Source organism: Anatilimnocola aggregata, from assembly GCF_007747655.1.
In the GTDB taxonomy this organism is placed as follows: domain Bacteria; phylum Planctomycetota; class Planctomycetia; order Pirellulales; family Pirellulaceae; genus Anatilimnocola; species Anatilimnocola aggregata.
In genome coordinates this window covers 6,036,188-6,048,023 of sequence record NZ_CP036274.1, presented here as the reverse complement: position 1 = coordinate 6,048,023, position 11,836 = coordinate 6,036,188, and the positions used below count along the sequence as shown (strand labels likewise).

At 57.0% G+C, this 11,836-nt stretch carries 8 protein-coding genes; 4 read left to right on the top strand and 4 right to left on the bottom strand.

The genetic code is table 11. The annotated features are described in order from the left end of the window. Positions 1 to 150: 150 nt before the first annotated feature. Both ETAA8_RS22780 and ETAA8_RS22775 read left to right on the top strand, forming a co-directional pair. Complete coding sequence (locus ETAA8_RS22780; RefSeq protein WP_145093782.1) at positions 151 to 1,437, top strand: molybdopterin-dependent oxidoreductase; 1,287 nt, start codon at positions 151 to 153, stop codon at positions 1,435 to 1,437. A gap of 4 nt (positions 1,438 to 1,441) precedes the next feature. After that, on the top strand, positions 1,442 to 2,428 hold the full coding sequence (locus tag ETAA8_RS22775; protein WP_145093779.1) for a Gfo/Idh/MocA family protein: 987 nt from the start codon (positions 1,442 to 1,444) through the stop codon (positions 2,426 to 2,428). An 18-nt stretch (positions 2,429 to 2,446) separates the two neighbouring features. On the opposite strand, the gene ETAA8_RS22770 is transcribed toward ETAA8_RS22775, so the two are convergent. Then, positions 2,447 to 3,313 carry an alpha/beta hydrolase gene (locus tag ETAA8_RS22770; RefSeq protein ID WP_145093774.1) on the bottom strand — a complete coding sequence of 289 codons (867 nt, stop codon included), beginning with the start codon at positions 3,311 to 3,313 and terminating at the stop codon, positions 2,447 to 2,449. A 167-nt stretch (positions 3,314 to 3,480) separates the two neighbouring features. On the opposite strand from ETAA8_RS22770, the gene ETAA8_RS34890 reads away from it, so the two are divergent. Then, positions 3,481 to 7,860 (top strand): FAD-dependent oxidoreductase, encoded by a 4,380-nt coding sequence (locus ETAA8_RS34890; RefSeq protein WP_202921205.1) that lies wholly within the window; start codon positions 3,481 to 3,483, stop codon positions 7,858 to 7,860. Between the two features lies 1 nt (position 7,861). On the opposite strand, the gene ETAA8_RS22750 is transcribed toward ETAA8_RS34890, so the two are convergent. From ETAA8_RS22750 to ETAA8_RS22740, 3 genes are read right to left on the bottom strand one after another with little or no spacing between them, the layout of a single operon-like run. Next, positions 7,862 to 9,583, bottom strand: a complete 1,722-nt coding sequence (locus ETAA8_RS22750; protein WP_145093772.1) for an arylsulfatase — start codon at positions 9,581 to 9,583, stop codon at positions 7,862 to 7,864. A 56-nt stretch (positions 9,584 to 9,639) separates the two neighbouring features. Beyond that, a complete protein-coding gene (locus ETAA8_RS22745; RefSeq protein WP_202921204.1) occupies positions 9,640 to 10,053 on the bottom strand; it encodes a hypothetical protein in 414 nt (137 codons plus the stop codon). Beyond that, the gene (locus ETAA8_RS22740) at positions 10,050 to 10,844 is read right to left on the bottom strand and encodes a PhzF family phenazine biosynthesis protein (protein ID WP_145093768.1); all 795 of its coding nucleotides are present in this window, start codon (positions 10,842 to 10,844) and stop codon (positions 10,050 to 10,052) included. Before ETAA8_RS22740 ends, ETAA8_RS22745 begins: the two co-directional genes overlap by 4 nt. A gap of 538 nt (positions 10,845 to 11,382) precedes the next feature. Between ETAA8_RS22740 and ETAA8_RS22735 the strand changes: the two genes are divergently transcribed. Further along, positions 11,383 to 11,610, top strand: a complete 228-nt coding sequence (locus ETAA8_RS22735) for a hypothetical protein (RefSeq protein ID WP_145093766.1) — start codon at positions 11,383 to 11,385, stop codon at positions 11,608 to 11,610. The last annotated feature ends 226 nt before the right edge of the window (positions 11,611 to 11,836 follow it).

Genomic DNA, 11,836 nt, shown 5'->3' with positions numbered 1-11,836 from the left:
TTGCCCGCCGGACACTTAGTTCGACGGGAAAAGTTGCTTTTGAGCACCGTCTTGCAGCGCACCGAGCGGCTGTTGCAACTTTCAAGTTGGATTGCCCGCTGCTAGATTCACCGCTGGTCCGCCGCACCCTCACTCACCGGCATAGCTCTTATGGATCACGATTCATTTCTGACCGAACATCGCGAGCTGACTCGCCGATTCTTTCTGCAGGCAGGCGCATTGGGATTCGCCGCAACCCAATTGGCAAACTTCGGCTTCGCGGACGAAAAGCCGACCGAAGAAAAACAGTCCCCCGCACCTGTCAAGCGAACCAAGCCTGAAAAAGCCGGAGTTCGCCCGGAGCCTTATTTCACTCCTTCCGTGGACTTTCGCGATGTCTCGCGCGGGAAGCCGTTACCCCATTCGCTGCCGGACGAAAAGAAACGGGAAGTCGGTTTGACTCGCGAGACCTGGCAACTGGAAGTATTGGCGGACCCAGACAATCCGGCCAAACTTGGCAGGCCACTGACGAAGGAAGCCGGTACGGCACTCAATTTCGAGGCGCTCCTCAAACTCGCGGAGAAGCATGCGGTTCGATTTCCCAAGGTAATGACGTGCCTGAATCTGGGTTGTCCGCTGGGCATGGGACTGTGGGAAGGAGTGCCCTTGCGGGATGTCATTTGGTTGACTCAACCTCGCGAGAATCTGCGACGCGTCTTTTATTATGGCTATCACAATGACGACCCCAAGCAGATGTTTCGCAGCTCGTTGCCGATCGGTCGCATCCTCGAAGACCCGTACGATCTGCCGCCGGTCATCCTCTGCTACAAGCTGAATGGCGAGTGGCTTGATGCCGAGCGCGGAGGCCCGGTGCGAGTCGTCGTGCCAGAAGCCTATGGCTTTAAGTCCATCAAGTGGCTGACCCACGTTGTGCTCACAAATCTCGCGCATGCAAACGACACGTATGCCGAGCAAAACAACGATGTCGATAGCCCGCTCAAGACATTTGCAGCCAGCATCTCAGTGCCGCGCGAGGCGAAGGCAGGTCAGCCGATTCCTGTTTCCGGCTACGCCCAAGTGGGCATTTCGGGTTTAAAGAAAGTGCAAGTTTGGGCCGCCTCAGAAGCAGATACATTGCCTGAAGGGGATCCCTACTTCACAAAAGCCCCGTGGATGGATGCCGAGCTCCTGCCGGTGCCCAAGCAATGGAGCGGATTGAACGAAGGAAAGGTACCGCCCGATACGCACGGCTTCGATCAAAGCGGAGCACCCAAAACGTGGCCCATGCGTCTGACCAATACGCATTGGGCCGCGGTTTTGCCTGGCCTGCCCAAGGGTGACTACATCTTCCGCTGCCGCACGATCGATGCGCAAGGACACGCGCAGCCCATGCCTCGACCGTTTCGCAAATCGGGGCATTCCACAATCGAAATGGTCGAATTCAAAGTAGTTGACTGAAGTGATGCAATCTCAATCGGGGCCTGTGAGAATCGGTGTCGTCGGACTGGGGCGATTCGGGCGCTTGCACGCGCTCACTGCGGCAGGTTTAGCTGAGTGTGAACTGGTCGGACTCGTCGCTCGGCGACAAACGTCAATTGATGCCGTTGCCGATGAACTGCCGGGAGTTCCCGGCTGGACAAATCTCGACGAAGCCATTCACGAGTCCACAGCTGAAGCTTGGATTGTGGCTTGCACAACCGCGGAACACGTCTCCGTGGCTCGAAGTTTGCTTACAGCGGGCAAAAGAGTGCTGCTCGAAAAGCCGATTGCTGACAATTTGGAAGAAGCAGAGAGCCTTGCTCCTCTTGTCCAACCTGACTCAGCGAATCTGATGCTGGGGCACATCGTTCTGTTCAATAGCGAGTTCCAGCAACTGCGCGAAGAGGTTGCGCGTCTCGGCCCGATCTCGTTCCTCGACTCCGTGCGACATCGGCCAGCCAGTATCATCGCGAAGTTCCCGGGCGAGAATCCGTTACAAGCCGCGATGGTTCACGATCTCTACATGGCGCAAGTGCTCGTCAATCGAGCTGAACCTGTCTCGTTTCACTCGCGGTACCATCGAACGGCGAGTGGCGAAGTCGACCTAGCGATCGCCCAACTGCAGTGGCCCAGCGGAGCCATCGGTTCATTCGCGGCTTCGTATTTAACTCCTGCAGGCATGCCACCACGAGGCTTTGATCGAACCGAGGTCTTTGGCGCAGGGTGGTGCGTGAGAATTAACCCGAATCCACGCCCTCTTGAACTTTGGACCGAGCAAGCCGCTTGGCCCCTCGCGCTCGAAATACGCACTGGCCAGATTGGACCTACGGGGATGATGGCGGAAGAACTGCGCTGCTTCTGCCGGGTCGTCCGAGGTGAGCAACCGGTGCCAGTCGGGGCTACTTATGCGGACGGCCTGCAGGTTCAGCGGTGGATGGACAAATTGGCGGCAAGTGCCGAGCGAGCTTAGTGTTCCAAGTTGATTATTTCAGGGCGATGCGGGGCGACGTAACCGTTTCATGAATTCGAGCATGGCGAGCGCCACGGTATCGGTTGGCTCTCCAATCCGATTGCCAATCGTACCGTGATTACGTCCTTCTACTTCCAAGTAAGTAACGTCCTTGTGACCTGCTGCTTTCAACGCCGCACCGAAGTAGCGATTCTCTTCTGCCCGCGAGGCCATGTCTTGGCTGCCGACGATAAGCAGCCATGCGGGAGTTTCTCTCGAAGAGTAATAGGCCGGTGCTGCCTGATCGATGACGGGGCGAGTCTTAGGAATGCCCCGCTCTGCCCGCACCGTCGAATGTGTAATCATCTGCCCCGAGATCGGCATCAGCCCGGCTATATCCTGCAGCTTGAGATTATGCTTGGCGAGATACTTTTCATCGGCCCCGATCATCGCCGTCAAATAGCCGCCGGCTGAATGACCAGAGACAAAAATGGAGTCTGGCGAGCCACCATACTCAGTAATTTGTTTGCGAACGAAGCTGAAGGCGGCGGCTGCATCCTCGATGTAAGCGGGAAACTTAACGTTAGGATCCAAACGGTAATTTACTGAGGCCACCGCAATGCCGTCATTGGCAAAGCGGCGACCGAGCGCGCCGTCTCCGTCGTTACTGCCGGCTTGCAATCCTCCGCCATGAAACCAAACAATCGTCGGAAAATTCTTGGCGTTCGCCGGCAAGTACAGATCGAGCTTGCACCGTTGCTGTTCGTACTCCGTCGTAGCCTCTGCCTTGTATGGCATGTCCTTCAGCACGCGAATCTCGTCGGCTGCTGAAAGTGTCAGGCTCTGGCCAACAAATGCGCAAAGTGAAAGGATCAAGAGAACGTGTAGACGGATAGGTCGAGGCATGGAGAGTTCTCACGCACGAACTGATAGCGACGGGAATTTGAGGTACGAGCCAAACGTAAAAGACGCGTTGGAGAAGGTCAAGCAATAATCACATCTTGTCGTAACCACGTCGTATAATCGAGTCGCAATTTTATCGATTCGCTTACACTCCACTCTGCTCCTTTCACATGCCAAAATCTCCCAAAGTTCACCAGTCAAATTGCCTACTGCTTCCATTTCTGCTCGCGAATATCTCCACCGTTGCGCTCGCGGAACTGCCAACGATTGATTTGTCTGGTGAGACAGCCCGGCAAACGATTGTAGCGGCCGGCACGCGCGAGACTTATCAAGGGCATCCGACTACAGTACTGTTGCCCGACGGAAAGACGATATTCGCCGTTTGGACGCTCAATCACGGCGGACCATGCGGGCCGATGAAGCGAAGCGACGATGGGGGAAAGACCTGGAGCGACCTGCTCTCTGTGCCCGAGAATTGGAGCACGGTTCGAAATTGCCCGACTATCTACCGTTTGATGGATCCAGCGGGGAAGTCTCGTCTGCTCGTATTTGCCGGGCAAGGACCAGACGGCGCGATGCATTCGTCTCATAGTGTCGACAACGGCACCACATGGACGCCGATGAAATCGCTCGGTCTGAAGTGTGTAATGCCGTTTTGCACCATCATTCCCATCGACGGCGGCAAGCAACTACTCGGGCTGACGAATATTCGCCGCCCTGGTGAAACCAAGGACAAGAAATCGAACATCGTTGCCCAAAGTTTGTCGAACGACGGCGGGCTCACCTGGACCGACTGGCGAATCATTCTCGACCTGGGTGACCTGAAACCATGCGAGCCCGCCCTGGTACGCTCGCCCGACGGCAAACAGCTGCTTTGCCTGCTGCGAGAAAATGCCAGGCACGAGGCACTTTACCTCACCAGCGACGATGAAGCGCGCACGTGGTCGAAGTCGAACAAACTCCCGCGCGGCCTCTGGGGCGATCGACACATGCCCGCGTACGCGCCGGATGGTCGGCTGGTTGTTACCTTTCGCGATACCGGACCCAAGAGCCCCACAAATGGTCATTTCGTTGCCTGGGTGGGTAAGTACGACGACATCCTCTCCGAGCAAGATGGCCAGTATCGCATCAAGTTGCTGCACAGCCATGCTGGCAAGGACTGTGGCTATCCGGGGCTGGAAGTATTGCCTGATGGGACATTCGTCACCACCACTTACGTGAAGTATCGACCGGGGGCAGAAAAGCACTCAGTCGTTGCCGTTCGCTTTACCTTGCGGGAGACCGATGCGCTAGCGAAGGTCACTCCTACTTCCGCCCCAGCGCCGACCCTGGAAGCAGATATTGTGATTTACGGTGGCACTTCTGGTGGTGTGGCCGCAGCAGTTCAGGCTGCGAGAATGGGAAAGAAGGCAATCATCGTCGAGCCTGGTAAGCATCTGGGGGGCATGACGTCGGGTGGGCTGAGCGCTGTCGATATCGGCGACCCGCGCACCGTTGGCGGCATTGCCCGAGAATATTTCACCCGACTTGTGGCCCGCTACGGCAAAAAGCTTGAGTGGGACAAAGCCTTCACAGCTGCCGGCGGCGGGCCTGCGACCGGCGGGGCTTACTCCATTGAACCGCATGTCGCGGAGGAAGTGTTTAACGAACTGGTTCGCGAAGCAGGAGTGCCCGTCCAACTCGGTGCTCGGCTGGCAGCAGTGAGGATGGACGGCCCGCGTATTGTCGAGTTGACCACCGAAGATGGCCGCTCGATTCGCGGCCAGATGTTCATCGATGCTACCTACGAAGGTGACCTGCTGGCGAAAGCTGGTGTGACGTACACGATCGCCCGTGAAGGAAACAAAAAATACAACGAGACTTATAACGGTATCTACTTTGACGAGAAGTACCGCCCCCGCACGAACCACCTGAGTCCTGGTCCGCATGGCCGAGTGCCAGGAGGACAGGGCGTTTGGGACCGAGATTTCCCGCTCGATCCGTATCGAGTGCCCGGCAAGCCTGAAAGCGGTCTGCTGCCACTCATTGAGGCAGGTGATTCCGGCACTCCCGGCGAACCTGCACCGGGAGTGCAGGCCTATTGTTATCGACTTTGCCTTACTAAGGCTGCCGATCGACTGCCGATTGAACCACCGGCTGACTACGATCCCAAGCGTTACGAGATTGTCGCCCGGTTTCTGGCTGCGTGTGCGAAAATCGGCGATGAAGTCGACCTGCGCTGGTTTAGCAAGCACGATCCCTTGCCGAATAACAAATGGGATTTCAACACAGCGACATTCGGCGGCAATCTTCCTGGAGCATCTTGGGCATGGCCCGAAGCATCGTTTGCTGAGCGCGAGAAAATCGCCAAGCAGCACGAAAACTATCATCGCGGGCTGCTGCATTTTCTGGCGACAGACGAGCGCGTGCCGGTAAAGGTCCGCGGCGAAATGAAGCAGTTTGGTTTGCCTCGCGATGAATTCAAAGATAGCGGAGGCTGGCCACATCAGCTTTACATTCGCGAAGCGCGGCGAATGATCAGCGACCTGGTGATAACGGAGCATCACACTTTCGGTCGTTCGACGGCACCGAACTCGGTGAGTTTGGGCTCGTACGGGACTGATACGCACGAGATACGCAGGATTGTGAAAGACGGTGTCGTCACGCGCGAAGGAAAAACTGCTGGGGGCCGCGACGGCGCGCCTCCCTATCCGATTGGCTACGCTGCGATCGTGCCTCGCGAAAAGGAGTGCGAGAATCTGTTCGTCACGTTCGCACTTTCGGCCAGTCACACCGCTTTCAGCAGCATCCGGATGGAGCCGGTGTTTATGGTCACCAGTCAAAGCGCCGCGACTGCTGCGTCGCTGGCCATCGACGATAAGGTGCCGGTGCAAAAAGTCGACTATGCAAAACTGCGCAAGCGACTCGATGCCGATCAGCAAATCGTCGAATGGAAAGTTGCAGGGAAGAAAGCCGCCAATAAGCAGGCAGCAGCGGCTCAGCTACCTGTCAAGTCTGCGACGGTCGATCTTGTCATTCGTAATGGAACGGTTATCGATGGCTCCGGTAAGCCGGGATTGCGGGCGGACGTGGCGATCGACGACGGACGGATCGTGGCAGTTGGAAATTTGAACGATGTGACCGGCGCGGAAACAATCGATGCGATTGAGCGAATTGTCTGCCCGGGGTTCATCGATTTGCACAGTCACGCAGATAGTGGAATTATCGAATTCCGTGCTGCAGAAAACTACATCCGCCAAGGTGTCACCACGCTCGTCTGTGGGAATTGTGGCAGCTCTCCCACCAAAGTGGCCGAGTTCTTCGCAAAACTTCGCGACGGTGGTACGGGCCCCAATATCGCCCTGCTCATCGGCCATGGCAGCGTGCGACGTGAAGTAGTGGGAACGTTGAATGCACCGCCGACCTCTGAACAATTAGTCCAGATGAAGCGTTTGGTTAGAGAGGCGATGCAGGCAGGTGCCGTGGGCATGTCGACCGGCCTAACGTATAGTCCTGGTGCCTTCGGAACTACGGAGGAGATTACCGAACTAGCGAAGGAACTTGCCCCGTTCGGCGGCTTCTACGCCACGCACATGCGCGACGAGGGGACGAAGGTCTTCGAGGCCCTTGATGAAGCACTCAAGATTGGTCGCGAAGCTGGCGTTCCCGTTCATATTTCCCATCACAAGATTTCCGCTGCTTCGGCCTTCGGACTAACGCGTCTCACGTTGCAGCGAATCGAAGAGGCTCGCGCTGCAGGACTCGACGTGACGTTGGATCAATATCCGTACGGTGCCGGCAGTGGCAGTTTGTCCTTTTACGTGCCGCAGGCATCACTTTCTGGCGGGATCGAAGCTTATCGCCGCCGCATTGCCGATCCAGTCGAACGGGCCCAGATTGTCGCCGGTGTTGAAGAAGTCTTCGTTCGCAAGTTGTTTGAAGCGGGGCAAACGCCGGACAATTCGGAGCAAACAGCGGTGGCTCTAACGCGGGTTCAAGTTGCCCGCGCTCCTCACGATCCAAAGCTGACGGGAAAGAACCTCACGGAGATTCTGCGCATGCGTGGCAGTGAGATCACGGTGCGAAGTGGGGCGGAAGTGCTGGTCGACTTGGTGGGTCGAGAAGCAATTGGCATTAATCACACGCTCGACGATCGCCCGGGCGGCGATGTCGACCGCGTGATGCAGCATCCGCTGACCGCGATTGCCTCCGATGGGAGCGTCTTCGCGTTTGGCAAAGACAATCCGCACCCGCGATCGTATGGTTGCTATCCGCGCGTCTTGGGACATTACGGGCGCGAGCGCAAACTGTTGAAATTAGAAGTGGCCATTCACAAAATGACGCAGTTGCCCGCGCGGCGTCTGGGCTGGAAGGAGCGCGGCACAATTGCAGTTGGTAACTGGGCCGATCTCGTCGTGTTTGATCCGATCGCGATTGCTGAGAAGGCGACGTTCCTCGACCCACATCAGCATTCGGTCGGTGTCGACCATGTACTTGTACGTGGTCAATTGGTGCTTAAGTCCGGCGAAATGACAGGCAAGCTCCCGGGGCGACCATTGCCAGAAAAGTAGCTCACTGTTTCTTCGCTCCCCCCTTTTTATTGCCCCCCTTCTTGTTGCCTGTGTTTGGGTTAGCCGGCCACGGAGCCACATTCGCCCGGGCTGCCCAGGCGTCGTACATGGCCGACATTTCGCGCACTTTGGCTGCTTCTATTTTGGACAAATCATTTTTCTCAGTTCGATCTTTCGATAAATCGTACAGCTCCCACGGTCGGGCATGCATGGCGACGAGCTTCCAATCTCCCACGCGCACGGCGCGATTTCCTTCGTGTTCCCAGTAGATAGCTTCGCGTTCGATGGGCTTGCCCGATAACGCGCCGCGCAGGCTGCGTCCTTCAAGCGGAGTCGCTTCGCTGGGGTATTTCGCGCCGCTATAGTCGACACAGGTGGCCATCAAGTCGATGAGATGCGCGGGCTTTTTGCGCAGCTCACCTTTGGCATTGAACCCCTGCGGCCAATGGGCGATGAGTGGCGTGCTGATTCCCCCTTCGTGGACCCAGTGCTTGTATTCGCGAAATGGCGTGTTCGAAACATTGGCCCAACCTTCGCCGTAGCCGATATAAGTATCCGCAGGACCGGGTATGACGTTCGGTCCTTGGCGAACGGGAAAACCATCGCGAGTTTGGGGCACCAATCGATCGGGGAGTACGTCGGCCGCAATTAACGGCCGCGTGGGCTTGTCTTGTCGCGGACCGTCGTCACGTCCAGCGGCTAGGTTACGTCCCATCGGTTCGGCGCAACCGCCATTGTCTTGCAGGAAAAAGATAAGCGTGTTCTCGAAGCGACCGGTTCGTTTCAGTTCGGCAATGATCTTGCCAATGCCCTGATCCATGCGATCGACCATCGCGGCATAGACTTCCATGCAGGCAATCTCGCGCTCTTTGTTTTTTACCTGCTCCCAGTTGCCCGCCTGTGGCGCGAGTCCCTGGTCGGCATCGAACAATCCCAGCTTCGCCCCTTTCGCAAGCCGTTCTTGGCGAATCGCTGCATAGCCGTGGTCATACTTTCCCTTGTACATGGCGATATCCTCGGGCAGGGCGTGCATCGGCCAATGCGCTGCGGTGTAAGTGACGTAAAGAAAAAGCGGCTGCTGGGCGTGGTCGCGCTGATGATCGCCAATGAACCTTACCGCGTGGTCCGAAATGGCATCGGTGAAGTAATAGGTTGCCGGCTTGTAGTCCGGGTCAGCAAACGGCGAGATCAGCCGGTTATCGCGGCACAGTGTGAACGGATCATAGAAACTGCCAGCACCAGAAAGCATTCCATAAAACCGGTCAAAGCCGCGCTGCAGTGGCCAGTTGGAACGATTGCCATCTGGCGTAATATTTCGCGTGACGTGCCACTTGCCAGCTGCATAACTTCGATAGCCGGCGGGCTGCAAAACCTGGGCAATGGTGCGGCAATTGGCGTTGAGGTTGCCGGTGTAACCCGGCTTGCCAAGGTCTTCCATCATGTGGCCGATACCCGCCTGGTGCGGATACAAACCGGTCAGCAGGCTGGCCCGCGTAGGGCAACAGCGGGCCGTGTTATAGAACTGAGTGAACCTCACGCCGCCTGCTGCCAACGAATCGAGATTTGGCGTTTGAATCTCACCGCCGTAGCAACCTAGATCCGAAAATCCCATATCGTCACTCATGATGATAACGATATTCGGCTGCTCGGCAGCATGAATATTGAGAGTCGTGGTCGCGACATAGACCGCCGCGAGCCAGAAAAAATAGGAGAACCGATTCATGCGCGAACCCCGATCAGAGGAGAGAACGAACGGCTGCGTCATTTAACAGCGGATCGCTAATGTACCGCGGACCAACCCAGCGAGCCAAGCATGGCCAGAAAGCCGATTAACAGCAGCAGAACGCCAACGCAGCCGCCAGCTTGTTTTGGAGTAATCCCTTGCTCTGCTGCCAGGCTCTCGACTTTCTCTTTTGCGTCTCTCAGATTGCAACCTGTCCGTTCGCGGCCGAGCTTGATGGCGCGCAACTTCTGCCCCTGCTTTAGCAACTCACGGGCTTCGGGTTCCCAAGATGTCGTTCCTGGTGTTGCCACAGCGGACAGTGCTTGCGCGTTATCGGCCTGCAGTTGATCGATTGCTTGCTTCGCTTCCGGCAAGCCAAGTCCGAGAGTCTCCTTGAGCAATTTGATCGCTTCCAGCTTCTTATTCTGAGCAAGGAGCGCCAGAACTTCGTCGAGCAGAGCATCGTTCATTGCAACAGTTCTCCCTGCCAGATCGTGACTGCCTGCCCACCCAGGATTACGCGATCGCCGTTCAATCTGAGTTTCAGCACTCCGCCGCGCTGGGAAGCTTGATAGGCCCGGCATTCCGTTTTGCCCAAGCGCTCGGCCCAATACGGCAGCAAACTGCAATAGGCCGATCCGGTCGCAGGATCCTCATCGATTCCCGATGCCGGTCCAAAGAACCGCGCGATAAAATCGAACGCTGGATCGTCAGAGATCGACGTGACGATAACTCCCCGCACAGGAATCGTCCCGAGGGCGCGAAAGTCCGGCCGCAGGATACGAACGGTCGTTGCCGAATCGTAGACTGCAACATAGTCGAACTTGCTCTTGGCGACATACACCGGCTGCGCGCCCAAGGCTTCTGCCAGAATGGGCGGTGCGGTGGCAGCGACAGCTGGGGTCGCGGGAAAATCGAGTTCGATCCACTCACCGGTGCGTTGGCAAGTCAGGACCCCGCTGCGAGTATGAAAATGCGTGGGCTCGGCATCGGGAATAAGCCCCGCTTGCCACAGCGCGTGGGCCGAGGCCAAGGTGGCGTGGCCACACAGATCGACTTCAACCGTCGGTGTGAACCACCGCAGTTCATATCCTTCGTCGAGCTTGCGCACGAACGCTGTCTCGGCCAGGTTCATTTCCGCAGCCATCGCTTGCATCCACTGGGCGTCGGCCTGTTGCTCCAGCCAACAGACTGCTGCGGGGTTGCCGCCGAAAGGTCGATTGGTAAATGCGTCGACCTGCCAACACGGAATGCGAGCCATCCAGATTCTCCACTGGGCGAGTAAGGAAGCGATAACTTATCCCCGGCAGACACTCCGTGCCAGTCGCAGGTTCGGCCCGGCGATTCTGCGAAGTGCGCTGATTTGATCTATTGGCCTGGTCATGAAGTGGGGTGCGGTCGAATTCGGCAAGCTGTCCAAGCGACCACTACCGCCGGGAGCAGCGGGAGCAATAGGAATAGCCCCACGCAACTTTTCGCCGCAATCTCTCACCACCCAAATTCAACCTATATGTTCAACAATCATCCTCATTGTTGAACGCGCACCGCTTTAGCGGTGCGCGCCAAACCGTCAGTTAGCGATCGCTCGTTCTCAAAGTCGCTCCAAGCAACTCTCTGCCCGATTCTGTAACGATCAGCGACTTGGATCGTTAGCAAGTTAACACCGATCTCTTGGCACGTTGGACTTTCCCATGAATGCCTTCAACTCTCCTTCCTCCACCCCAAATTCCACAGGCTCAGGCGCTGCTCGGCACTCGCTTGAATCTCTTCATTCCGAATCCCCTGCCGACCGAGCCGGGGTGGCTAGAGTCGCGCTTGTGGTCATCGGCTTCGTGAGCGTGCCTCTGATCTATGTCGGTAGTTATCTTTGGTTGGCAGACAACGCGGGACCACTCGAGATTCGCGCAGGTGGCCGATGCCTTCCCCGGCAATATCACCATGGCGGTCGCGTCGCTGAGTTTGTCTTCTGGCCCGTGCATTATGTCGATCGGCACGTTCGTCCCAGTCATTGGGGTGATAACAGTTAAGCCGTTGCAAGCCTGTATGATCGCAAAGCGTTCGCGGCGAGCTTCGTTCGACCACTAACGGCCACTCTTGCGTGCCTTCTTTCTCCGCCCTTAATGCACGCGGCTTGAACGAGTTACGTCGCACTCTTCGCGGAATTACTCCATGGCATAGCAATTGCGTTGTTCGGCGCTCATCAGCCTGTTGCGCGGAGAAAGTGTTTCTTTGCGACTGGCTTACCACCGAACA